We start from the raw sequence: 22737 nt of genomic DNA, 5'->3' as shown, positions 1-22737 counted from the left end.
CAACTGCGTCGAGCGCACGATAAGTGAGTGAAACACAGCGATGCGCAGAGTAGGATGGCGCGATGACGCCGTACGTTGTAAGAGGAAACACCATGTCCAACCCTTTGCATTCCGAACCCAAAGCCGTCGAGATCGTCCAGCGCGAACAGTGCTTCAAGGGCTTCTACCGCCTCGACAAGCTGCGCCTGCGCCATGAACTGTTCGATGGCGGCATGAGCCGGGAGATCACCCGCGAGCTGTTCGTGCGCCACGATGCGGTGTGCGTGCTGCCCTACGACCCGCAACGCGACGAAGTGGTGCTGATCGAGCAGTTCCGTGTCGGTGCCCTCGGCAAGTCGAGCAACCCCTGGCTGATCGAACTGGTCGCCGGCCTGATCGACAAGGACGAAGAGCCCGAACAGGTCGCCCATCGCGAAGCCGAGGAAGAGGCCGGCCTGAGCTTTTCCGCTCTGTGGCCGATGACCCGCTATTTCCCATCCCCAGGTGGCAGCGACGAGTTCGTGCACCTGTTCCTCGGCCGCTGCAGCACCGAGCAGGCGGGTGGCGTGCATGGCCTGGAGGAAGAGGGCGAGGACATCCGCGTGCGGGTGTGGTCGTTCGAAGACGCGCTGCAAGCGGTACGTGACGGTCGCATCGGCAATGCCGCGAGCATCATCGCCCTGCAATGGCTGGCGTTGAATCGCGCGGAAGTCCGGGGGATGTGGTCGTGAGCCCATCGCGTGAGCGCTACCGCGTCGACCTCGCCGGCTTGCAAGCCGCCTGCGAGGCCAACTACGCGCGGCTCATGCGCCTGCTTCCCGACATGCGCAGCACCCAGAGCGAACGACGCATCGGCATGACCCAGGGCGACCAGATGCTGGGCGTGCTGGCGTTGGAAGTGGTGCTGGCCTGCCCGTACACCACCACTCTGCGCGTGCGCCAGGAGCACAGCCTGCCTTGGCTCCCGGTACCGCAGATGGACGTGCAGGTCTACCACGACGCGCGCATGGCCGAAGTGGTCAGCGCCGAGCATGCGCGGCGCCTGCGCAGCATTTATCCCTACCCCAACGACGCCATGCACCAGCCCGACGAGAAGGCCCAGCTCAACCTGTTCCTGGGCGAATGGCTCACCCACTGCCTGGCCTGGGGGCACGAACTGGCCGTGGTTCGCTGAAATGTGAAGCCGGTCGGCTTCTGAACGTTGCATACCCCGGCAGGGCGACGATAATTACGCTTCATCCGCACAAGGAGAGGGTCGTTGCCCCCGTCCAGCCCCGCCGCCCAGACACCCCTCCATGTGGTGCAACTGACCGACCCGCACCTGTTCGCCGATCCGGCCCGTGGCCTGCTGGGCGTCAACACCCGCGACAGCCTGCGCCATGTTGTGGCGCAGGTGCGCCGCGAACAACCGCGCATCGACCTGCTGCTGTGCACCGGCGACCTCACCCAGGACGCCAGCCCCACCGCCTACGAAGCCTTTCGCGCGCTGATCGATGGCCTGGCCGACAGCGTCCGCTGGCTGCCCGGCAACCACGACGCGCCACAGGTCATGGCACAGGTGGCGCCGCCCGGAGCGACCCAGGCGGTGACCGACCTCGGCGCCTGGCGCGTGATCACCCTCGATTCGGTGGTCGCCGGGTCGAACCATGGCTGGCTCGAAGACGAGCAGTTCGATCTGTTGCAACGGGCGCTGGACGGCGCAGGTTCCCAGCATTGCCTGGTGTGCCTGCACCACCAGCCGGTGGACGTCGGCTGCGCCTGGATCGCGCCCATCGGCCTGCGCAACGGCGAGCGCCTGCTGGCGCTGCTGCAAGGCCATGCGCAGGTGCGCGGGTTGCTCTGGGGGCACATCCATCAGCCCTGGGACGAACAGCGCGGCGGTCTGCGTCTGCTGGCCACGCCGTCCACCTGCATCCAGTTCGCCGCCGGCAGCGCGGATTTCGAGGTCAGCCGGGAAGCGCCGGGTTACCGCTGGCTGCGTCTGCACGCCGATGGGCGGATCGAAACCGGAGTGCAGCGTGCCGAGGATTTCATCGTCACCCTGGATTTCGACAGCCCCGGCTACTGACGCGCCAGCAGGCCTGCGGCGTAGGCCCGCACGCGTCGGCAACTGCGCCAAATGCCCGCGAACACGGTACAATGCGCGTTTCCCAGCGCTTGCCGAGCGGGCGCTGCATTGCAGATGCCGAGGGCACGATGTCGGGTTCTATCCTTTACATACACGGTCTCAACAGCTCGCCCCTGTCGCGCAAGGCCAGCCAGTTGACGGCGGCCATGGGCCACCTTGGGTTGCTCGACCGTTTGCGCGTCCCGGCCCTGCACCACCATCCGCGCCAGGCCCTGGTGCAACTCGAAGCTGCCCTGGCTGAGCTGGGCGGCGCGCCGCTGCTGGTCGGCAGCTCGCTCGGCGGCTACTACGCCACGTACCTGGCCGAGCGCCATGGCCTCAAGGCCCTGTTGATCAACCCGGCCGTCGCGCCGCACCGGCTGTTCGACGGCTACCTGGGCACCCAGCGCAACCTGTACAGCGACGAAACCTGGGAGCTGACCCTCGACCACGTGCAGGCGCTGGCCGAACTGGAAGTGCCGCCGCCGCAAGCGGCCGAGCGCCTCCAGGTGTGGCTGCAGACCGGCGACGAAACCCTCGACTACCGCCATGCCGAGCGCTACTACCAGCATTGCGACCTGCGCATCGAAACCGGTGGCGACCACAGCTTCCAGGGCTTCGCCGCGCACCTGCCGGCGCTGCTGCGCCTGGCCGGCATCGACGCCGAGCGCCTCGACGCATTCGGCGCCGCTGCCTTTTGATCTTTTCCGCATTCACCAGACTGACGACGAGAACCCATGGCCAATCCCAGCGCTAGCGCCTATAACGCAGACGCCATCGAAGTCCTCTCCGGCCTCGACCCGGTCCGCAAGCGGCCGGGCATGTATACCGACACCAGCCGGCCCAACCACCTGGCCCAGGAAGTCATCGACAACAGCGTCGACGAAGCCCTGGCCGGCCACGCGCGCTCCATCCAAGTGGTGCTGCATGCCGACCATTCCCTGGAAGTCAGCGACGATGGTCGCGGCATGCCGGTGGACATCCACCCCGAAGAAGGCGTGTCCGGCGTCGAGCTGATCCTCACCAAGCTGCACGCCGGTGGCAAGTTCTCCAACAAGAACTACCAGTTCTCCGGTGGTCTGCACGGGGTCGGCATTTCGGTGGTCAACGCCCTGTCGAACCAGGTGCGCGTGCGCGTCAAACGCGATGGCAACGAATACCAGATGACCTTCGCCGACGGCTTCAAGGCCACGGAGCTTGCCGTCATCGGCACGGTCGGCAAGCGCAACACCGGCACCAGCGTGTACTTCAGCCCCGACCCGAAGTACTTCGATTCGGCGAAGTTTTCCATCAGCCGCCTCAAGCATGTGCTCAAGGCCAAGGCCGTCCTGTGCCCGGGACTGTCGATCAGCTTCGAGGACAAAGGCACCGGCGAGAAGGTCGAGTGGCATTACCAGGACGGCCTGCGCTCCTACCTGGTCGATGCGGTCAGCGAATTCCAGCGCCTGCCCGACGAGCCGTTCTGCGGCGCGCTGGCCGGTAACAAGGAAGCGGTCGACTGGGCGCTGCTGTGGCTGCCCGAGGGCGGCGACAGCTTGCAGGAAAGCTACGTCAACCTGATCCCCACGGCGCAGGGCGGCACCCACGTCAACGGCCTGCGCCAGGGCCTGCTCGACGCCATGCGCGAGTTCTGCGAGTTCCGCAACCTGCTGCCGCGCGGCGTCAAGCTGGCCCCGGAAGACGTCTGGGAGCGCATCGCCTTCGTGCTGTCGATGAAGATGCAGGACGCGCAGTTCTCCGGGCAGACCAAGGAGCGCCTGTCGTCCCGCGAGGCCGCGGCCTTCGTCTCCGGCGTGGTCAAGGACGCCTTCAGCCTGTGGCTCAACGCCCACCCCGAGCTGGGTTTGCAATTGGCGGAGCTGGCCATCAGCAACGCCGGCCGGCGCCTGAAGGCGAGCAAGAAGGTCGAGCGCAAGCGCGTGACCCAAGGCCCGGCCTTGCCCGGCAAGCTGGCCGACTGCGCCGGTCAGGACCCGATGCGCGCCGAGCTGTTCCTGGTCGAGGGCGACTCGGCCGGCGGCTCGGCCAAGCAGGCGCGGGACAAGGAATTCCAGGCCATCCTGCCGTTGCGCGGGAAGATCTTGAACACCTGGGAAGTCGATGGCGGCGAAGTCCTGGCCAGCCAGGAAGTGCACAACATCGCCGTGGCCATCGGCGTCGATCCCGGCGCCAGCGACCTGGCGCAACTGCGTTACGGCAAGATCTGCATCCTCGCCGACGCCGACTCCGACGGCCTGCACATCGCCACCTTGCTCTGCGCGCTGTTCGTCCAGCACTTCCGCCCGCTGGTGGATGCCGGGCACGTGTACGTGGCCATGCCGCCGCTATACCGCATCGACCTGGGCAAGGAAATCTACTATGCCCTGGACGACGCCGAACGCGACGGCATCCTCGACCGCCTGGTGGCGGAGAAGAAGCGCGGCAAGCCGCAGGTCACCCGCTTCAAGGGCTTGGGCGAAATGAACCCGCCGCAGTTGCGCGAGACCACCATGGACCCCAACACCCGGCGTCTGGTGCAGCTGACCCTGGACGACGTGGCGGCCACCTGCGAGCTGATGGACAAGCTGCTGGCCAAGAAGCGTGCAGGCGACCGCAAGAGCTGGCTGGAAACCAAGGGCAACCTGGTCGAGGTCATGGTGTGATCCGTGGCTGGCTCGCCGCACTGCTGACGCTGTCGGTGCCCGCCGCGCTGGCTGGCGACTGGCCCGAACTCAAGCTGGTCAGCGAACACCCCATCGAGGGCATGCGCGGCGGCAACCTGTCGGGGCTGGCGGCGTGCCGCGGGGCCTTGTGGGGTGTGTCCGACCGCGACGACGACCGCCTCTACCGCTTCGACGCCACGCCTGCGGTGTGGGCTGCCGAAACGGTCGAGTTCGCCCCGCCACCCGTACCGGAGAGCGGCCTGCCTTGGGGCTTGCAAGCGCGCAACCAGGCGGCGGCGCTGGTGCGCGGCGGTGCGCTGGACTACGAAGGCGTCACCTGCGACCAGGCCGGCAACCTGTACTTGGTCAGCGAGGCCCACGCCGCCGTGCTGCAGCTGCCGCTGGAGGGCGAGCCGAACTGGCTGAAGATCGACTCGGCCATGGTGCGCCAGGCCCGCGCCAGCGGCATGCTGCTGCACTTCAATGCGCTGTTCGAAGGCGTGGCGATCAACCCGGCCGGCGACCGCCTGTGGCTGGCCGCCGAGCGTGAGCGGCGCGGCCTGGTGGCCATCGAGCGTCGGCAGTCGGTGTGGAATTGCGGCCGCAGTTGCGTGTTGCTCAGCGAGGCTGGGGTCGAACGGCAACCGGCGCAGATGCCGCACCCGCGCAATCGCCCCCGCGATTTCTCGGACCTGGTCCACTATCAGGGCAAGCTGTTCACCTTGGAGCGCAACGCCTACCGCATCTGCCGTCGCGACACGGACAGCGGTGCGGTCGAGCGCTGCTGGTCGTTCGCCGCCGAGGCCTTGACCGACGCACGGCGCTACGACCAGCCCTTCGGCCTGGCCGAAGCCTTGGTGATCGACGACAAGGGCGCCTGGATCGGCCTGGACAACAACAACGCCCACCGCGCCGACGGCGAACTCAGACCCATCGTCTGGCGCTTCGAAGCGCCAGACGGTGGCTGGAGCGCCAAACCATGAGCCAGCCGGCCGGCAAACGCGCGGGCAAGATCCTGATGCTGCTGGCTTGGGCGGCGGGGCTGTTTCTGGCCACGCGGTTCTTCGGGCAGTGGGAAGAGCGCCAGTACAACCCCAACACGCAAGTGCAGTCCGAGCACGGTGCCGACTTCATCGAAGTGCGGCTGTTGGGCAACGGCCAGGGCCATTTCGTCGCCGACGGCGCGATCAACGGCCAGGCCGTGCACTTCATGCTCGACACCGGCGCCACCGACGTCGCCATCCCCGAGGGGCTGGCACGGCAGTTGGGCCTGGAGCGCGGCGCGCCAGTGATCCTGAGCACCGCCAACGGCCGCACCGAAGGCTACCGCACCCGGCTCGCCGAACTGGCGCTGGGCGACATCCGCCTGCGCGACTTGCGCGCCCTGGTGGTGCCGGGCCTGGACGGCGACCAGGTGCTGCTGGGCATGAGCGCCTTGCAACGACTTGAATTCACCCAGCGCGGCGGCACCATGCTGCTGCGCCAGAACTTGAAATGACGAGGCTCGCATGAGCGACTTACAAGACAGTCTCGACGGCGTCGAGCGCCGCTCGCTGGCCGACTTCACCGAGCAGGCCTACCTCAACTACTCCATGTACGTGATCATGGACCGGGCCCTGCCGCACATCGGCGATGGCCTCAAGCCCGTGCAACGGCGCATCGTATACGCCATGAGCGAGTTGGGCCTGGATGCCGACGCCAAGCACAAGAAATCGGCGCGTACCGTGGGCGACGTGCTCGGCAAGTTCCATCCCCATGGCGACTCGGCCTGCTACGAAGCCATGGTGCTGATGGCCCAGCCGTTCAGCTACCGCTACACCCTGGTCGACGGCCAGGGCAACTGGGGTGCGCCGGACGATCCGAAATCCTTCGCCGCCATGCGCTACACCGAAGCGCGCCTGTCGCGCTACTCCGAAGTGCTGCTCGACGAAGTCGGCCAGGGCACGGTGGACTGGGTGCCGAACTTCGACGGCACCTTGCAGGAACCGGCGGTGTTGCCGGCGCGCCTGCCGAACATCCTGCTCAACGGCACCACCGGTATCGCCGTGGGCATGGCCACCGACGTGCCGCCGCACAACCTGCGCGAAGTCGCCACGGCCTGCGTGCGCCTGCTCGACGAGCCCAAGGCCACGGTCGAGCAGCTGTGCGAACACATCCAGGGGCCGGACTACCCCACCGAAGCCGAGATCATCACGCCGCGCGCCGACCTGCTCAAACTCTATGAGAGCGGTCGCGGCTCGATCCGCATGCGCGCGGTGTACCGCGTCGAAGACGGCGACATCGTGGTCACTGCATTGCCGCACCAGGTCTCCGGGGCCAAGGTGATGGAGCAGATCGCGGCGCAGATGCAGGCCAAGAAGCTGCCGATGGTGGCCGACCTGCGTGACGAGTCGGACCACGAGAACCCGTGCCGCCTGGTGATCATCCCGCGCTCGAACCGCGTGGACGCTGCCGAGCTGATGCAACACCTGTTCGCCACCACCGACCTGGAAAGCAGCTACCGGGTCAACGTCAACATCATCGGCCTGGACGGGCGCCCGCAACTGAAGAACCTGCGTACGCTGTTGCAGGAGTGGCTGCAGTACCGCATCGGCACCGTGCGCCGGCGTCTGCAGTTCCGCCTGGACAAGGTCGAACGGCGTCTGCACCTGCTCGACGGCTTGCTCACCGCCTTCCTCAACCTCGACGAAGTGATCCACATCATTCGTACCGAGGACCAGCCCAAGCAGGCGCTGATCGCCCGTTTCGGGCTGAGCGAAACCCAGGCCGACTACATCCTCGAGACGCGCTTGCGGCAGTTGGCGCGCCTGGAGGAAATGAAGATCCGCGGCGAGCAGGACGAACTGCTCAAGGAACAGGCCAAACTCAGTGGCCTGCTGGGCAGCGAGGCCAAACTGCGCAAGCTGGTGCGCAGCGAACTGCTTAAGGATGCCGAAACCTACGGCGACGCACGCCGCTCGCCCATCGTCGAGCGTGCCGAGGCCAAGGCCTTGTCGGAAAACGAGCTGATGCCGGCCGAACCGGTCACCGTGGTGCTGTCGGAAAAAGGCTGGATCCGCTGCGCCAAGGGCCACGACATCGATGCCACGGGCTTGGCCTACAAAGCCGGCGACGGCTTCAAGGCCGCGGCGGCCGGGCGCTCCAACCAGTTCGCCGTGCTCATCGATTCCACTGGGCGCAGCTATTCGCTGGCCGCCCATAGCCTGCCGTCGGCACGGGGCCAGGGCGAACCCCTGACCGGTCGTCTGACGCCGCCGCCGGGCGCGACCTTCGATTGCGTGCTGGTCCCCGACGACAGTGCGCTGTACGTGGTGGCCTCCGATGCCGGCTATGGCTTCGTGGTCAAGGGTGAAGACCTGCAAGCCAAGAACAAGGCGGGCAAGGGGCTGTTGAGCCTGCCCAACGGGTCGAAGGTCATGGCGCCGCGCCCGGTGCTCGACCGTGCCAATGACTGGCTGGCCGCCGTGACCACCGAAGGCCGCCTGCTGGTGTTCAAGATCAGCGACCTGCCGCAACTGGGCAAAGGCAAGGGCAACAAGATCATCGGTGTGCCGGGCGAGCGAGTGGCCAGCCGCGAAGAGTACGTCAGCGACCTGGCGGTATTGGGCGAGGGTTCGACCCTGGTCCTGCAGGCCGGCAAACGCACCTTGTCGCTCAAGCCCGACGATCTCGAACACTACAAGGGCGAACGCGGCCGGCGTGGTAGCAAACTGCCGCGTGGCTTCCAGCGCGTCGATGGCCTGACGGTGGAACGGCCCGCCTGAATGGGCGAGGCGCCGCGACTTTTAAGTGCTGGAGTCGCGGCGCCAATTCACGGATGATAGCCCCCCGCGGCGCCAGGGCCCCTGATGCGCCCATAGGTTTACTTGAGTATCACTGCGGCTAGCCCCGTGCAGCCGCCTGGATGGGACGAATGAGATTTCCACGCCTTCCATTGACGTTGTTGATGACTGGCCTGCTGACCCTCGCCGGCTGCAGCGTGCATCAGCCCGTGGCGTTGTACCAGCTGGACAGCGGCCAGCCCGGGCAACCGACCCAGGCTTCCGGCATGGCCGTGGTGGTGGGCCCGGTGTCGGTCGCCGACTACCTGCAACGTGAAACCTTCCTGCAGCGCCAAGCCGATGGCAGCCTGAGCGCTGCGGTCGATGGACGTTGGGCGGGCAGCCTGTCGTCGGATATCGACCAGTTGCTGGTACGCCAATTGGCCTGGCGCCTGGACAGCCAGCGCGTGGTGCTGGCGCCCGCCGGCACCGGCTTTACCCCCGATGCGCAGGTGCTGCTGTCGATCACACGGTTGGATTCGGGCAGCAAACAGCCGGCCGTGCTCGACGCGCAGTGGCGCGTGCTGGATCGCCGGGGTCAGGTGCGCGACAACCGCATCGTGCACCTTGAACAGCCCCACGCAGGCAGCGAAAGCGCCCAAGTGCAGGCCCAGGGGCAGTTGCTGCAAAAACTCGCCGAGCAGCTGAGCACCGCTCTCAAGCCTTTGGCCAACCAGCCGGCGCTGGTCGAGACGCCGGTGAAAAAGCCTGCCGCGCAGGTCAAGCGTGGGCCGGAAAAGTCGCGAATTCCCATGGCGTCGCCAGTGCGGACCGACATGGAAGTCTATCGCTTCTAAGCTGCGTCACCGCTCGATCGGCCACCCACAAAAAAGCCCGCATCGCTGCGGGCTTTTTTGTGGGTGGCCGATCGAGGTCAGCTGCGGTGCTCGTGCATGCGCGCCAGTTGGCGCTCGAGCATCGACGGGTAGGGTTCCAGCAAGCGCTCCACGCAGCAGGCGCCTTCGGGGCTGGCGATGGGACGGATGCGCGCGCGTTGGCGGATCAGCGAGTCGTCGCCGATCTGGCGCTCGACTAGGAGCAGGTTACGGCTGTGCTGCGACAGCGCCAGGGCATCCTGGGCCTTCTCGGCCATGAGCAGGTCGACCTGATCGAGCCCGTAGAGGTCGTCGTCCACCGTCAGGCCCAGTTGCAATTGCAGGGTGATGCCGCTGTCGGCCACCTCGATCTGCAAGGCGTGGCCCAGGGCGCGCAGCAGTTCGCCACAGCAGATGGCGTTGGTCAGGTAGTCGTCGCCGCACTGGCGGCTGTGGAACAGCAGCAGGGCGCTGCCGTCGTTGAGCGAGTGCAGCTCGCCTTCGTACAGCGACACGGCCTGGTTCAAGCACTCGCGGTAGCGGTCCAGCAGTTCGCCGAGGCGGGTGCGCGGCAGGCGGCGCAGCTGTTCCTGCGAGCCCAGTTGCACGGCCAGCACGGCGGTGAACTGCGGTTCGCCAGGGGCCTCATGGAGCGGCTGGACCTCCGGCACGGGCTGTTCGTCGTCGAGCAGGCCGGCGAAGGCTTCGTCGTCGTCATCCTCGGCATGCACGTGGGGACGCGCACTCGGCTTGGGGATGGCGGCACGTTCACGCAGGCTCTGCGGGGCGTCTTCGGCGGCCAGCGCGTCATCGTCGTCGTATTCGAATTCGGGTTCCGGCTCCGGTTCCGGCTCGGGCGGTGCCGGTGGCGCCAGGCGGGCATGCAACTGGCGGGCGAGGTCGCCGATTTCGTCGTGACGCTCGGTGCCGGGGGTGAGGTGGTGCGGGTCGCGCAGCCAGACCCGCAACTGCAGCAGCGGGGTGCTGATGTAGCGACCCAGGCGCAGGCTCAAGGTCAGCGCCAGGCACAGCAGGATGGCGGCCATGATGCCCATGCTCTGCAAGCTGATGAGCATCGGCTGCTGGAACTCGTTCATATCCAGGCTGATGCGCAGCTGCCCGGCGGTGACGTCCTGGAAGGTGATCTTGCTCTGGTACAGCCCCTCGGCTTCGCCCAGCAGACCGTTGCGTGGGCGCTCGCCGGCTTCGGCGAGGATGCGGTTGTCCACGCTGTAGATGGCGGCGTGGGCCACCAGCGGGTTCTTCACCAGGTTGCCCAGCAGCACGTTGAGGCTAAGGATGTCGTTGGCCACCAGCAGCTCGGTGGCCGAGGAGGCGGTCTGCAACGTCAGGCTCTGGCCGAGGGCGTCGGCCTGGTCGTGCATGGCCTGCTTGAATTGCAGGCCCATGACGCAGGCATAGATCACCAGCGCCAGCGCCACCATGAAAATGGTGTGGCTGGCGATGCGCAGAACCAAGGGAATGCGACGTTGGCGCAGGGCGCGAAAGAGCATCACGAAGAAGTTGTCGGGTTTGACGGGCGTGGGCCGGATCACAGCGCGGCTCTTTATGGCAAAAAGTGTGGGGCGGAGTATAGCGACACGTCATATGGCGGCAAAGTAGGCGATGTGCCCAGCGGTCACGGAAAATCGGTAGAATGCGCATTTTTCATCCTTTCGGAGCCAGGTCTTGCGCGAAATCGTCCTGATCAACATCACCGGTGAAGACCGACCCGGTCTCACCGCGGCCCTTACAGGCGTCCTGCTCCAGGGCGGCGTGAACATCCTCGACATCGGCCTTGCCGTCATGCACGGCACCTTGTCGTTCGGCATCCTGGTCGACCTGCCCGACAACGAAGTGGCCACCCACCTGTTGCAGAGCGTGCAGGCCAAGGCCCACGAACTGAACCTGCAAGCCCGTTACACGCCCATCTCCGAAGCCGATTACCAGCACTGGGCCGAAGGCCATGGCGATGCGCGGCACGTGGTGACGCTGCTCAGCCGGCAGATCACCCCCGCGCAGTTGCAGCGCGCCAGTGCGGTGATCTCCAAATACGGCATGACCATCGAACGCATCGAGCGCCTGTCCGCGCGCATCACCCTGGATGCGCCGGTCGACAGGAGCCGCTCGGCGGTGGAGATTTCCGTGCGCGGCGAGCCTTCCGACGTGCAGGCCCTGCGCGCCGAGTTCTTCGCCCTGTCGAGCGAGCTGAACGTCGACATCGCCTTCCAGAAAGACGATCTCTACCGGCGCAACCGTCGCCTGGCCGTGTTCGACATGGATTCCACGTTGATCGAGGCCGAAGTCATCGACGAGCTGGCCAAGGCCGCAGGGGTCGGCGAACAGGTCGCCGCCATCACCGAGCGGGCCATGCGTGGCGAGCTGGATTTCCGCGCCAGCTTCAAGGAGCGCATGGCGCTGCTCAAGGGCCTGGACGTGAGCGTGCTGGACCAGATCGGCGCCTCGCTGCGCCTGACCGAAGGTGCCGAACACCTGTTCGCCGAGCTCAAGCGCCTGGGCTACAAGACCGCCATCCTTTCCGGCGGCTTCAGCTACTTCGCCAAGCAGGTGCAGGCGCGCCTGGGCATCGACTATGTGTTCGCCAACGAACTGGACGTGGTCGACGGCAAGCTGACCGGCGAAACCATCGAGCCGATCGTCGATGCCCAGCGCAAGGCCGATCTATTGCAGGAACTGACCCTCAAGGAAGGGCTGCAACTGGAGCAGACCATCGCCGTGGGCGACGGCGCCAACGACCTGCCGATGCTGGCGCTGGCCGGCTTGGGCGTGGCCTTTCGTGCCAAGCCGCTGGTGCGCCAGTCGGCCAAGCAGGCGATTTCCACCCTGGGGCTGGATGGCGTGTTGTATCTGCTCGGCTTGCGCGATCGCCAGACCCGCGTCTGACCCGCATAACCCTCGAACGAAAACGCCCGGTATCCAGTACCGGGCGTTTTCGTCGCTACGCAAAAAAGCGAGCGCAGCCCGGCAGGGCCACGCAGCGCGTCAAGCCTGCTTCGGCATGGCCAGCAACTGGCCCATGCGCACGGCCGAACCCGCGCCGACATCGCCCCACTGCATCTGCTCGGGGCCGAACAGCACCACCACCGTCGAACCCAGCTTGAAACGGCCCATTTCGGCGCCTTTCTCCAGGTGGATCGGTGCGCGGCTGGCTTCGTCATAGCGCACGGTCTTCAGTTCGCGCTTGGGCGGCGTCACCAGGCCGGCCCAGACCGTTTCCACGGAAGCCACGATCATCGCGCCGACCAGCACCATGGCCATCGGCCCGCGTTCGGTGTCGAACAGGCACACCACACGCTCGTTGCGGGCGAACAGCTCGGGGACGTTTTCCGCAGTGGTCTGGTTGACCGAGAACAGTTGGCCCGGCACGTAGACCATTTCGCGCAGGGTGCCGGCCAGCGGCATGTGCACGCGGTGGTAGTCCTTGGGCGAGAGGTACACCGTGGCGAACTCGCCGCCCATGAACGGCGCGGCCAGGGCCGGGTCGCCGCCGAGCAGTTCCTGGGCGCTGAAGCTGTGGCCCTTGGCCTGGAAGATGCGGCCGTGCTCGATCTGGCCCACCTGGCTGACGGCACCGTCGGCCGGGCAGAGGATGGCGCCGGGCGTGGGGTCGAGCGGGCGTGCTTCAGGCTTCAAGGCGCGGGTGAAGAAGGCGTTGAAGTGCTCGTAGGCGGTCAGGTCTTCGACCAGCGCCTGGGACATGTCGACCTGGTAACGCTTGGCGAACCAGGCGGTGAAGGCGTTCTTGAACCAGCGCACGCGGCATTCGGCGACGCAGCCGGCCAGACGCGACAGCAGGTGGTGGGGCAGCAGGTACTGGCTGAGGATGAACAAACGGGATTTCATTGGGTTTTCCTTAAACGTCTACAGGCGTGTCCGGGTGGTTGCCCCATTCGCTCCAGGAGCCGGCGTAGGCCTTGACCCGTGGATAGCCGAGGGCCTTGGCCACCAGATAAGTGAAGCCGGAACGGCGATGGCTCTGGCAGTGGGTGACCACTTCCTTGTCCGGGGTGATGCCGTGGGCGCGCAGCAGCTCGGCGACGTCGCGGCGGATGCGCAGATGGTCGGCGGGGTCCATGGCTAGGGTCCATTCCAGGTTGGTCGCCCCGGGGATGTGGCCGCCGCGGGCGGCGAGCACCTTGCGGCCGTCGAACTCCTCGGGCGCGCGTACGTCCCAGATGGCGAGGTCCGCTGCGCCTAGGCGGCTTTGCAGGTATTCGCGGGTGGCGGTAGGTTCGGCGTGCAGTTGCAACGCCACGTCCCTGGAGGCGCTGGGCGGCACTTCGGTCGACAGTGCGTCGGTAGGCCAGGCATGGATGCCGCCGTTGAGGTAGTGGTAGCGGGTGTGGCCGATGACGTCGAGTAACCAGATGAAGCGGCCGGCCCAGCTGCCGCCCTCTTCGTCGTACACCACGTACACCGCATCGTCATGGTGCCCGAGGTCGGCGAACAGCTTTTCCAGGGTGGCCTGGCTCGGCAGCAGGCCAGGCGCTGGCGGCTGGCCGAGCTGCGTGCGCTTGCTGTCGACCCAGTGCGCGCCGGGCACGTGTCCGGCAGCGTACCGGCTGGCGCTGGTCAGGTCGACCAGAATCAGCTCGGGTGCTTCCAGGCGCGGCAGCAGATCGGCAACCTCGATCACCAGGGGCAAGCCGGAAAAGTCAGTCATCCAGGGTCTCCGAAAAATCAGGGGGCGATTGTAGCCCAGGTACAGGCGCGATACTCGATCGCGCGATGTGGGGCAGGGCCGAGCAGGTGTGCAGGCGCTGCGCGCGACGCCTTAAGCGCCGCGGTTGCCGAAGCTTGCCAGCGCGCGCTCGATGCACGGCATGGTCTTGGCGAAGGCCTGCACGCTGACTTCGGACAAGGGACGGGCACCCTGGTCGGCCAGCACCAGCGCCACTGCGTTGCCGTCCACCGCCAGCGAGCGCAACAGCAGGTGCTCGCTACGCAGCAGCGGACGCAGCGGGGCAGGGAACAAGGGGGCGTACTGGCGATGGTTTTCCGGGGTCAGGCGCAGTTGCGCAGCCTGGCGCACCAGCCGTTCCAGCAGTTTGTTGCCGGTGGTGGGCAGGTTCAGCGCCAGCATCTCCTTGGGCAGCCCGGCGATCTGCTGCACGCGCAGGCAGTCGTTGGTGCGATCGAACGCCAGCAGCATGACGCGATTGAAACCGCAGGCGAGCAGCGCATCGCGGGCCTGGGTGGCCAGGTGCACGGCATTGGTGAAGCGCGTGTTCTGCGCCAGCAGCTCGTTGCACAGGCTGCGCCAGTGCGCCAGGTCCTCTGCCGAGGGCGGCGGTGGCGTCAACATGTCGGGGTGCGGGCGGCGTTGCTGCCAGGGCCAGAGCAGCGCCTCGGCCGGGTGGAACAGGCCCGGGCGGGCGTGCCGGCGGGCGCTGGCGGCGGCCTGTTGGTGCACCTGGTTCTGCACATCGTCCAGGCTGGTTTGCAGGTACAGCGCGGTGAGCAGTTGCCAGCGCAGCAGGTGCGGGTTGTCCCAGCCCACTTGCGCGGCCAGGGCCAGGTTGTTGGCCAGCAGCACGGTGTTGGCCGGCTGGTTGAACCAGCGGCGCAGACCGGGCTCTTCGTCCAGCCGGTGCTGCTGGACGAGGCTGTCCTGCTCGCGGGAGATGTTTATCACCTGGGCCAGTTGCTCGCGTTCTTCGAGCAGCAGGCGGTAGCCCTGGGTCACCCATTCGGGCAGGCGCCAATGCTCGGCCACCGCGCGGCACAAGGCCATGATGCGTACGCCGAACAGCTCCTGCTCCACCTCGGCGGCGTCCTCGCCTTTGTGGATCACGCGCAATTCCCAGTCGTCGAGCAGGGTAGGGAAGGTCAGTGCCAAAGGCCAAAGGGGCGAGAGAAACAGCAGGCTGCCCCAGTGGATCTCCTGCCACAGTCGCGCCAGCCGGCTGGCGAACAGACCGCTGGCCTGCTGGCTGGCATGTTGGCTGATCTGCACGAATTGGTTGAGCACCGGTGGCAGGTCGCCGCTCGGCACGGCGGGCAGCCGCGCCAGCAACTGCGCGCAGCGCGCCAGGCCCAGGCGATTGAGCGCCACTTCCAGGCTTTCGGCCGGTTCGGCCTGGCTGGCGTTGGCCGAATGGTTGGCCTCGCGCATCACCGACAGCACCAGTGCGGGGCTGCCCTGCAACAGTTCGGCGATGTCGCGCAGCGAGCGGCGGCTGTCGTTGATCGCCGACAGCACGCGGTCGTGGCTGTCTTTGGCAACCGGCAGGCGGACGCCATCGAGCAGCTTGACCCACGCCTCTAACGTCGCTGGAGCCTGACTCGGAACCCTGGTTTCACTTGGCATTTTGACATCAGTCCAAACTGGCTTTTCGCTAGGAGTGGCTATAGTCTGGCGCAGTTCTGCCGATAAGTAGAAGAAGAGTTTCAGAGCACCCCTCGCGGTCCTAGATCACCCACGTCAATACGTTGAATCTTATGGCAAAAATTATCGGCATCATCATCGTATTCGCCAGCGTGCTCGGCGGTTACGTGCTTTCCCATGGCAAGATCGCGGCGCTGATCCAGCCCTTCGAAGTGCTGATCATCGGCGGTGCCGCGCTGGGTGCGTTCATCCAGGCCAACCCTGGCCACATGACCATGCACGTCTTCAAGAAGTCGTTGAAGATGTTCAAGTCGCGCTTCAACCACGCCTTCTACCTGGAAATCCTCGGGCTGATCTACGAGATCCTCAACAAGAGCCGCCGCGAAGGCATGATGGCCATCGAAGCCGACATCGAAGACCCGGCCGCCAGCCCCATCTTCAGCAAATATCCGTCCATCGTCGGTGATACGGCGATGATCGCCTTCATCTGCGACTACCTGCGCATCATGTCCACCGGCAACATGGCGCCGCACGAGCTCGAAGGCCTGTTCGACATGGAACTGTTGAACATGAAGGAAGAACTCGAACACCCGTCCCATGCGGTCACCGGCATCGCCGACGGCATGCCCGGTTTCGGCATCGTGGCCGCGGTACTGGGTATCGTGGTGACCATGGCCTCGCTCGGCGAAGGCGACCAGGCGGCCATCGGCATGCACGTGGGCGCGGCGCTGGTGGGCACCTTCTTCGGTATCCTCGCCGCCTACGGCTTCTTCGGCCCACTGGCCAATTGCCTCAAGCACGATGCCAAGGAAGAGATCAACGTCTACGAGGCGATCAAGGCCTCGCTGGTGGCCTCGGCCTCCGGCATGCCGCCGACCCTGGCCGTGGAGTTCGGCCGCAAGGTGCTGTACCCGGGCCACCGTCCGAGCTTCTCCGAGCTGGAACAGTCGGTGCGCGGTCGCTGAGTCATGGAGAACAACCAGCCCATCATCGTCAAGCGCGTCAAGCGTTTCGGCGACGGCCACCACGGCGGTGCCTGGAAAATCGCCTTCGCCGACTTCGCCACCGCCATGATGGCGTTCTTCCTGGTGCTGTGGCTGATGTCCACGGCCACCCCGGAGCAGAAGATCGCCATCGCCGGCTACTTCCAAGACCCGATCGGTTTCGCCGAAAGCGGCACGCCCTATGTCATCGACCTGGGCGGTTCGCCGGAAATGGCGCCGGACAAGACCATCAACCCCGAACCGAAGATGGAATCCACGCCGCCGCTCAACCCGCAGGTGAACAAGGACCAGATCGAGAGCATGGCCGAGCAGGTCGAGCGCGAGCGCCTCGAACTGCTGTTGCAGGAGTTGCAGAACAAGGTCAACGAGAACCCGGAGCTGCAGAAGTTCAAGGACCAGATCCTGTTCGAGATCACCCAGGACGGCCTGCGCATCCAGATCATGGACGCCGAGAACCGACCCATGTTCGACCTGGGCAGCGCGCGCTTGCAGCCGTATTTCGAAGACATCCTGCTGGCCATGGCAGACACCATCAAGGCGGTGCCGAACAAGATCAGCGTCAGCGGCCATACCGATGCCAAGCCGTTCGTGGGCGGGGGCGGGTTCGGCAACTGGGAGCTGTCGGCCAACCGCGCCAATGCCGCGCGCCGTGCGCTGGTCGCCGGGGGCTATTCAGAGGAGCAGGTGGCGCGGGTGGTGGGCTACGGTTCGTCGTCGCTGTTCGACCGCAAGGACCCGCTCAACCCGGTCAACCGGCGGATCGACATCGTGGTGCTGACCAAGAAGGCCCAGCGCGACATCGAAGGCGAGCAGGGCACCCAGGCACCTGGCGACACCCCGCAAGGCACGTCGGCGCCCGGTGCCGCGGCCCCTGGCGCAGCGCCGGCAGGCGCCGCACCGGCAGGCGCTACGACCCCGCCCAGTGCCAGCCTCGACGGCGCGCAGCAGGCGCCCTTGCAACCGCGCGAACTGCGCCAGAAGCTGAACATCTTCGAAGACGGCACGCTGCGCATGGAAGACAGTCAGGAATAACCTGGCCCCCATCGACAGAGCGCTTGTCGTTTGTCGCGCCTGAAAACATAACGCCCATGAACCGTGCCACGGTCATGGGCGTTGTGCGTTCACCGGTATGCGATCGCCGGCCTCAGTAGGTTTCCTGCGGCAAACTGGCGATGATCGAGCGGTAGCTGTTCATCCGCTGCTGCGAAATGCGCCCTTCTTCCAATGCCTTGAGCAGCGCACAGCCGGGCTCGCGATCGTGCTTGCAGTCGCGGAAGCGGCAAGTGCCGAACAGGTCGCGGAACTCGATGAAGCCTTCCTCCACATCGACGCGGCTGACATGCCCCAGACCGAATTCGCGGATGCCGGGGGAGTCGATCAGGTCGCCGCCATTGGGGAAGTGGTACAGCCGCGCAGTGGTGGTGGTGTGCGTGCCCTGACCCGACCACTCCGACAAGTCGCCCACCCGGGTCTGCGCCAAGGGCAGCAGGCTGTTGACCAACGACGACTTGCCCACCCCCGACTGGCCGACGAACACGCTGATGTGCCCGTCAAGCAGGGCCTGCAGGCGCTGCATGCCATCGCCCTGGTGCGCCGAGACTTCCAGCAGCGGGTAGCCGAGGTCGCGGTACACCTGCAACAAGGCGTTGAGCGCCGGGGCATTGTGTTCGTCGATGAGGTCGGCCTTGTTCAACAGCAGCAGCGGACGGATGCCGGCGTGCTCGGCGGCCACCAGGTAGCGGTCGATGAGGTTGGGGTGCGGCTCGGGGGCCGGGGCGAAGACGATGACGATCAGGTCGACGTTGGCCGCCACCGGCTTGAGCTGGCCGTGGTTGTTCGGCCGGCGTAGCTCGGTGGTGCGCGGCATCTGCGCGACGATCACGCCGATGCCCTGGTTGCCCGAGCGCCACACCACCCGGTCGCCGGTCACCAGCGCCGGCAGGTTGGCGCGCAGGTGGCAGCGGAACACTTCGCCGGCGTTGTCGCCCTCTTGCGCTTCGACCTCTACTTGCACACCGAAATGCGCGATGACCAGGCCCAACTGCTCGGGGCCCAGGTCGCCGCCTTCGAGTTCCTGCAATGCATGTTGCTCGCGTTTGGCGGCGCGCGCGGCGCGCTCGCCCTGGATCTTTTCGATGCGCCAGCTTTGCCGGCGATTGAGTTGGCGTTTGGCCATGAGGGTTCCGTTGTGGCGGCTTGGAGAAAACAGCGCGCAGTCTAGCACGGCGTGCCCTGCGCCGATTCGCTCGCTTCAGGCCACACGCCGGCTAGGCTACTATGACCGGCTACCCGAGGAGCCTCTATGCCAAACCCACAGAACCTGATCTGGATCGACCTGGAAATGACCGGCCTGGACCCAGACAACGACGTCATCATCGAGATGGCCACCATCGTCACCGACAGCGACCTGAATACCCTGGCCGAAGGCCCGGTGATCGCCATCCACCACAGCGACGACGTGCTGGCGCGCATGGACGAGTGGAACACCCGTACCCACGGCAACTCCGGCCTGACCCAGCGCGTACGCGACAGCCGCACAAGCATGGCCGAGGCCGAGGCACAGACCCTGGCGTTCCTCGAACAGTGGGTCCCGAAAGGCAAGTCACCGATCTGCGGCAACAGCATCGGCCAGGACCGCCGCTTCCTCTACCGCCACATGCCGACGCTGGAAAGCTACTTCCACTACCGCAACCTCGACGTCTCCACGCTCAAAGAGCTGGCGGCGCGCTGGGCGCCCCACGTGCGCGACAGCTTCCAGAAGGGCGGGACCCACCTGGCGCTGGACGACATCCGCGAATCGATCGCCGAGCTGCAGCACTACCGCGAGCATTTCATCAAGGTCTGAGCCGCGCGGGCAGCGATCATCCCGCTGCCCCCTTCTGGTGCGCGGGCAGAGTGGTTAGACTGCGCGCCTTTTGCCCACGGACCTGCGCCATGCTGCTGATGCTCTACCTCATCGCCATCACCGCCGAAGCCATGACCGGCGCGCTGTCGGCCGGTCGGCGCGGCATGGACTGGTTCGGCGTGGTGCTGATCGCCTGCGTCACCGCGCTCGGCGGCGGCTCGGTGCGCGACGTGCTGCTCGGCCACTACCCGCTGACCTGGGTCAAGCACCCCGAATACCTGGTGCTGACCAGCCTGGCGGCGATCCTCACCATGTTCATCGCCCCGCTGATGCGCCGTCTGCGCACGCTGTTTCTGGTGCTCGACGCCCTGGGCCTGGTGGCCTTCACCCTGATCGGCTGCATGACCGCCCTGGAAATGGGCCAGGGCATGCTGGTGGCCTCGATCAGCGGAGTGATCACGGGCGTGTTCGGCGGCATCTTGCGCGACATCTTCTGCAACGACATCCCCCTGGTGTTTCGCCGGGAGCTGTACGCCAGCGTGTCGTTCGCCGCGGCCTGGTTCTACCTGGGCTGCGTGTACTTCCAGGTGCCGGCCGAGCAGTCCATGCTGCTGACCCTGTTCGGCGGCTTTCTGCTACGCCTGCTGGCGATCCGCTTCCATTGGGAAATGCCCAAGTTCCACTACGACGACCAGCAATAGGCGCGGCGTTCATGCCTCGCTGCGGCGCAGGTGCTCGGCCAGCGCCCACTCGACGTGTTCCCTGACCAGTTCCGAGGGGTACTCGCGGCGCGCGTTCAGCGCTTCGAGCACGGGGATGGTCGAAGGCGCGTTGCCCAGGCCCACCGCCAGGTTGCGCAACCAGCGCTCGTAGCCGGCGCGGCGCAGGGGCGAGCCTTCGGTGAGGCTGAGAAAGCGCGTTTCGTCCCACAGGAACAGCTCGGCCAGGTCGGCGTTGTCCAGGCCGTGGCGGGGCATGAAGTCGTTTTCCTGGGTGGGCTTGGCGAAGCGGTTCCATGGGCAGACGATCTGGCAATCGTCGCAGCCGAACACGCGGTTGCCGATCAAGGGGCGCAGTTCCGCTGGAATGGCGCCTTTGAGTTCGATGGTCAGGTAGGAGATGCAGCGCCGCGCGTCGAGCACGTACGGGCCGACGAAGGCCTGGGTGGGGCACACCTCCAAACACGCGCTGCACCGCCCGCAGTGCTCGCTGGCCTGGGCGGCATCGACCGGCAACGGCAGGTCGACGAACAGCTCGGCGAGAAAGAAGTAGCTGCCGGCCTTGCGGTTGAGCAGCAGGGTGTTCTTGCCGATCCAACCGAGCCCGGCTTCCTGGGCGATGGCCTTTTCCAGCACTGGCGCGCTGTCGACGAAAGCGCGGTAGCCGAACGGGCCGATGGCCTGTTGGATACGCTCGGCCAGGTGCTGCACGCGCTTGCGCACCAGCTTGTGGTAGTCGCGGCCCAGGGCGTAGCGCGACACGTAGGCTTTGTCCGGCTGCGCCAGCAGCTGGGCCATGCGCGTGTCGCCGGGCAGGTAGTCCATGCGCAGCGAAACCACGCGCAAGGTGCCGGGAATCAGTTCGGCGGGGTGCGAGCGCTTGCTGCCGTGGGCAGCCATGTAGTCCATTTCGCCGTGGTAGCCGGCGTCGAGCCAGCGCTCCAGGTGCTGTTCGTGCTCGCCAAGGTCTATGCCGGCGATGCCGACGTGGGCAAAACCGAGTTCGCGGCCCCAGTCTTTGATCGACTGGGTCAGTGTGGTGAGGTCGGGCAGGGAAGCGGACATGGATGGGTAAGGCAATACGGGCTCAGGTGCGTATAATTCTGCCAGACATCGGAGCCCTTGACCCTATGCCCCAGACCAAACACAGCCCCAACGCACCCCACGTGCTGGTCGGCCACGACCTCGCAGGCCCGGCGCCACGCCCGGCCGATGCTCACAAAGGCGATTTCGGCCACGTGCTGGTAGTCGGTGGCGACCTCGGCACCGGCGGCTCTGTGCTGCTCAGCGCCGAGGCCGCGCTGCGCTGTGGCGCTGGCCTGGTCAGCGTGGCCACGCGCCCGGAACACGTGCCGGCGAGCCTGGCGCGGCTGCCGGAAGCCATGTGCCTGGGCGTGCACTCGGCCAATCAACTGGTGGACGTGCTCGAGCGCGCCACGGTACTGGTGGTCGGTCCGGGCCTGGGCCAGGCCGCCTGGGGCCGTAGCCTGCTCTCGGTGGTGGCGCGTAGCGAGCAGATGCAGGTGTGGGATGCCGATGCGCTGAACTTGTTGGCGAGCCACCCGCTGGCCCTGCGGGCTGGCAGCATCCTCACGCCACACCCGGGCGAAGCCGCGCGGCTGTTAGGCATTTCCACTGAGGCCGTGCAGGCCGACCGGCCCTGGGCCGCCCGCACCTTGGCGCGCCGCCATTCCAGCGTGTGCGTGCTCAAGGGCGCCGGCACCCTGATCGCCGCGCCAGGCGGGGAACTGGCAGTATGCGAGCGTGGTCACTCTGCGATGGCCGGCGCCGGCTTCGGCGACGTGCTGACCGGCGTGCTGGCCGCGTTGCTGGCCCAGGGCCTGGACGCCTGGCAGGCGGCGTCGCTGGGTGTCTGGCTGCATGCCTGCGCGGGCGAACGGCTCGGCGGGCAGGGCAGGGGGCTGGCGGCCAGCGATGTGATACCGGTCATTCGAGAGTTGCTAGAGGAACATTCAACGTGTCAGGCATAACCCTTTTTCTTGCCGACGAGCCGGCCACCGTCGCCTTTGGCGCGCGCCTGGCCGCGGTCACGGGCGGGCACGGCAGCGTCTTTCTGGAGGGCGACCTGGGCGCCGGCAAAACCACCCTGTCCCGTGGGCTGATCCGCGGTCTGGGGCATACGGGGGCGGTGAAAAGCCCGACCTTCACCGTGGTCGAGCCGTACGAGATCGGCGCGCAGCGCGTCTACCATTTCGACCTGTACCGCCTGGCCGATCCCGAAGAGCTGGAGTTCATGGGCATTCGCGACTATTTCGCGGAAGAAGCCCTATGTCTGTTCGAATGGCCCGAAAAGGGTGCAGGCGTTTTGCCAAAGCCCGACCTGACCATTACCATGAGCGCCCAGGCGGGCGGACGCTCGCTGGTTCTGGCGCCACACAGCCCTCGTGGCCAAGCATGGTGTGCCGCTCTGGCCGCCGATAATCACAAGTGAGTGG

22 protein-coding genes are annotated in these 22737 nt (G+C 66.4%); 16 read left to right on the top strand and 6 right to left on the bottom strand.

The window, feature by feature from the left end; all coding sequences use genetic code 11:
• Positions 1–92 precede the first annotated feature (92 nt).
• The 9 genes from ACSMEV_RS00905 to ACSMEV_RS00865 all read left to right on the top strand — a co-directional run bounded on the left by ACSMEV_RS00905 (position 93) and on the right by ACSMEV_RS00865 (position 9346).
• Positions 93–710, top strand: a complete 618-nt coding sequence (locus tag ACSMEV_RS00905) for an NUDIX domain-containing protein (protein WP_413046169.1) — start codon at positions 93–95, stop codon at positions 708–710.
• Positions 665–1153 (top strand): DUF1249 domain-containing protein, encoded by a 489-nt coding sequence (locus ACSMEV_RS00900; RefSeq protein WP_459206872.1) that lies wholly within the window; start codon positions 665–667, stop codon positions 1151–1153. Before ACSMEV_RS00905 ends, ACSMEV_RS00900 begins: the two co-directional genes overlap by 46 nt.
• Positions 1154–1237: 84 nt before the next feature.
• Entirely contained in the window at positions 1238–2047 is an 810-nt protein-coding gene (gene cpdA / locus ACSMEV_RS00895) for a 3',5'-cyclic-AMP phosphodiesterase (protein ID WP_459206871.1), read from the top strand.
• Positions 2048–2175: 128 nt separating this feature from the next.
• Positions 2176–2787: a YqiA/YcfP family alpha/beta fold hydrolase gene (locus tag ACSMEV_RS00890; RefSeq protein WP_459206870.1), complete on the top strand. Its 612-nt coding sequence runs from the start codon at positions 2176–2178 to the stop codon at positions 2785–2787.
• Between the two features lie 36 nt (positions 2788–2823).
• Positions 2824–4728: a DNA topoisomerase IV subunit B gene (gene parE, locus ACSMEV_RS00885; RefSeq protein WP_296266078.1), complete on the top strand. Its 1905-nt coding sequence runs from the start codon at positions 2824–2826 to the stop codon at positions 4726–4728.
• Positions 4725–5711 (top strand): esterase-like activity of phytase family protein, encoded by a 987-nt coding sequence (locus tag ACSMEV_RS00880; RefSeq protein ID WP_459206869.1) that lies wholly within the window; start codon positions 4725–4727, stop codon positions 5709–5711. Before parE ends, ACSMEV_RS00880 begins: the two co-directional genes overlap by 4 nt.
• Positions 5708–6226 carry a retropepsin-like aspartic protease family protein gene (locus tag ACSMEV_RS00875; protein WP_459206868.1) on the top strand — a complete coding sequence of 173 codons (519 nt, stop codon included), beginning with the start codon at positions 5708–5710 and terminating at the stop codon, positions 6224–6226. The genes ACSMEV_RS00880 and ACSMEV_RS00875 overlap by 4 nt, the downstream gene beginning before the upstream one ends.
• A gap of 10 nt (positions 6227–6236) precedes the next feature.
• Positions 6237–8492, top strand: a complete 2256-nt coding sequence (gene parC / locus ACSMEV_RS00870) for a DNA topoisomerase IV subunit A (RefSeq protein WP_459206867.1) — start codon at positions 6237–6239, stop codon at positions 8490–8492.
• 149 nt (positions 8493–8641) lie between these two features.
• Entirely contained in the window at positions 8642–9346 is a 705-nt protein-coding gene (locus tag ACSMEV_RS00865; protein ID WP_413046176.1) for a PqiC family protein, read from the top strand.
• Between the two features lie 77 nt (positions 9347–9423).
• On the opposite strand, the gene ACSMEV_RS00860 is transcribed toward ACSMEV_RS00865, so the two are convergent.
• The gene (locus tag ACSMEV_RS00860; RefSeq protein ID WP_459206866.1) at positions 9424–10920 is read right to left on the bottom strand and encodes a histidine kinase; all 1497 of its coding nucleotides are present in this window, start codon (positions 10918–10920) and stop codon (positions 9424–9426) included.
• A gap of 133 nt (positions 10921–11053) precedes the next feature.
• On the opposite strand from ACSMEV_RS00860, the gene serB reads away from it, so the two are divergent.
• Positions 11054–12268 (top strand): phosphoserine phosphatase SerB, encoded by a 1215-nt coding sequence (gene serB / locus ACSMEV_RS00855; protein WP_459206865.1) that lies wholly within the window; start codon positions 11054–11056, stop codon positions 12266–12268.
• Between the two features lie 99 nt (positions 12269–12367).
• Here the strand turns inward: serB and asd are convergent, their stop codons facing one another.
• The 3 genes from asd to ACSMEV_RS00840 form a co-directional block, all read right to left on the bottom strand.
• A complete protein-coding gene (gene asd, locus ACSMEV_RS00850; RefSeq protein ID WP_296266066.1) occupies positions 12368–13228 on the bottom strand; it encodes an archaetidylserine decarboxylase in 861 nt (286 codons plus the stop codon).
• Between the two features lie 10 nt (positions 13229–13238).
• Positions 13239–14048 carry a rhodanese-like domain-containing protein gene (locus ACSMEV_RS00845; protein ID WP_459206864.1) on the bottom strand — a complete coding sequence of 270 codons (810 nt, stop codon included), beginning with the start codon at positions 14046–14048 and terminating at the stop codon, positions 13239–13241.
• Positions 14049–14159: 111 nt separating this feature from the next.
• A complete protein-coding gene (locus ACSMEV_RS00840; RefSeq protein WP_459206863.1) occupies positions 14160–15695 on the bottom strand; it encodes an HDOD domain-containing protein in 1536 nt (511 codons plus the stop codon).
• Positions 15696–15826: 131 nt separating this feature from the next.
• On the opposite strand from ACSMEV_RS00840, the gene motA reads away from it, so the two are divergent.
• Together motA and motB are read left to right on the top strand one after the other, a co-directional pair.
• Positions 15827–16678: a flagellar motor stator protein MotA gene (gene motA / locus ACSMEV_RS00835; RefSeq protein ID WP_459206862.1), complete on the top strand. Its 852-nt coding sequence runs from the start codon at positions 15827–15829 to the stop codon at positions 16676–16678.
• A gap of 3 nt (positions 16679–16681) precedes the next feature.
• Positions 16682–17749: a flagellar motor protein MotB gene (motB, locus tag ACSMEV_RS00830; RefSeq protein ID WP_459206861.1), complete on the top strand. Its 1068-nt coding sequence runs from the start codon at positions 16682–16684 to the stop codon at positions 17747–17749.
• A 112-nt stretch (positions 17750–17861) separates the two neighbouring features.
• Here the strand turns inward: motB and rsgA are convergent, their stop codons facing one another.
• The gene (gene rsgA / locus ACSMEV_RS00825; protein ID WP_459206860.1) at positions 17862–18893 is read right to left on the bottom strand and encodes a small ribosomal subunit biogenesis GTPase RsgA; all 1032 of its coding nucleotides are present in this window, start codon (positions 18891–18893) and stop codon (positions 17862–17864) included.
• Between the two features lie 126 nt (positions 18894–19019).
• Between rsgA and orn the strand changes: the two genes are divergently transcribed.
• Positions 19020–19562 carry an oligoribonuclease gene (gene orn, locus ACSMEV_RS00820; protein ID WP_459206859.1) on the top strand — a complete coding sequence of 181 codons (543 nt, stop codon included), beginning with the start codon at positions 19020–19022 and terminating at the stop codon, positions 19560–19562.
• A gap of 89 nt (positions 19563–19651) precedes the next feature.
• Positions 19652–20263, top strand: a complete 612-nt coding sequence (locus ACSMEV_RS00815; protein ID WP_459206858.1) for a trimeric intracellular cation channel family protein — start codon at positions 19652–19654, stop codon at positions 20261–20263.
• A 9-nt stretch (positions 20264–20272) separates the two neighbouring features.
• On the opposite strand, the gene queG is transcribed toward ACSMEV_RS00815, so the two are convergent.
• On the bottom strand, positions 20273–21346 hold the full coding sequence (gene queG / locus ACSMEV_RS00810; protein ID WP_459206857.1) for a tRNA epoxyqueuosine(34) reductase QueG: 1074 nt from the start codon (positions 21344–21346) through the stop codon (positions 20273–20275).
• Positions 21347–21411: 65 nt separating this feature from the next.
• Between queG and ACSMEV_RS00805 the strand changes: the two genes are divergently transcribed.
• Together ACSMEV_RS00805 and tsaE are read left to right on the top strand one after the other, a co-directional pair.
• Positions 21412–22272: an NAD(P)H-hydrate dehydratase gene (locus ACSMEV_RS00805; protein WP_459206856.1), complete on the top strand. Its 861-nt coding sequence runs from the start codon at positions 21412–21414 to the stop codon at positions 22270–22272.
• Entirely contained in the window at positions 22260–22733 is a 474-nt protein-coding gene (tsaE, locus tag ACSMEV_RS00800; RefSeq protein ID WP_296266047.1) for a tRNA (adenosine(37)-N6)-threonylcarbamoyltransferase complex ATPase subunit type 1 TsaE, read from the top strand. The genes ACSMEV_RS00805 and tsaE overlap by 13 nt, the downstream gene beginning before the upstream one ends.
• Positions 22734–22737 lie beyond the last annotated feature (4 nt).

The organism is Pseudomonas sp. MLB6B, from assembly GCF_054508135.1.
The sequence above is the reverse complement of the archived record's forward strand: the minus strand, read 5'-3'. Positions and strand labels throughout refer to the sequence as shown.

Coding starts and splice junctions, on each gene's coding strand:
- parE (WP_296266078.1), top strand. CDS start 2,824: ATGGCCAATCCCAGCGCTAGCGCCTATAACGCAGACGCCATCGAAGTC.
- motA (WP_459206862.1), top strand. CDS start 15,827: ATGGCAAAAATTATCGGCATCATCATCGTATTCGCCAGCGTGCTCGGC.
- ACSMEV_RS00890 (WP_459206870.1), top strand. CDS start 2,176: ATGTCGGGTTCTATCCTTTACATACACGGTCTCAACAGCTCGCCCCTG.
- ACSMEV_RS00905 (WP_413046169.1), top strand. CDS start 93: ATGTCCAACCCTTTGCATTCCGAACCCAAAGCCGTCGAGATCGTCCAG.
- motB (WP_459206861.1), top strand. CDS start 16,682: ATGGAGAACAACCAGCCCATCATCGTCAAGCGCGTCAAGCGTTTCGGC.
- ACSMEV_RS00875 (WP_459206868.1), top strand. CDS start 5,708: ATGAGCCAGCCGGCCGGCAAACGCGCGGGCAAGATCCTGATGCTGCTG.
- ACSMEV_RS00845 (WP_459206864.1), bottom strand. CDS start 14,048: ATGACTGACTTTTCCGGCTTGCCCCTGGTGATCGAGGTTGCCGATCTG.
- rsgA (WP_459206860.1), bottom strand. CDS start 18,893: ATGGCCAAACGCCAACTCAATCGCCGGCAAAGCTGGCGCATCGAAAAG.
- ACSMEV_RS00840 (WP_459206863.1), bottom strand. CDS start 15,695: ATGCCAAGTGAAACCAGGGTTCCGAGTCAGGCTCCAGCGACGTTAGAG.
- ACSMEV_RS00865 (WP_413046176.1), top strand. CDS start 8,642: ATGAGATTTCCACGCCTTCCATTGACGTTGTTGATGACTGGCCTGCTG.
- ACSMEV_RS00815 (WP_459206858.1), top strand. CDS start 19,652: ATGCTGCTGATGCTCTACCTCATCGCCATCACCGCCGAAGCCATGACC.
- parC (WP_459206867.1), top strand. CDS start 6,237: ATGAGCGACTTACAAGACAGTCTCGACGGCGTCGAGCGCCGCTCGCTG.
- queG (WP_459206857.1), bottom strand. CDS start 21,346: ATGTCCGCTTCCCTGCCCGACCTCACCACACTGACCCAGTCGATCAAA.
- ACSMEV_RS00805 (WP_459206856.1), top strand. CDS start 21,412: ATGCCCCAGACCAAACACAGCCCCAACGCACCCCACGTGCTGGTCGGC.
- asd (WP_296266066.1), bottom strand. CDS start 13,228: ATGAAATCCCGTTTGTTCATCCTCAGCCAGTACCTGCTGCCCCACCAC.
- orn (WP_459206859.1), top strand. CDS start 19,020: ATGCCAAACCCACAGAACCTGATCTGGATCGACCTGGAAATGACCGGC.
- ACSMEV_RS00900 (WP_459206872.1), top strand. CDS start 665: ATGGCTGGCGTTGAATCGCGCGGAAGTCCGGGGGATGTGGTCGTGAGC.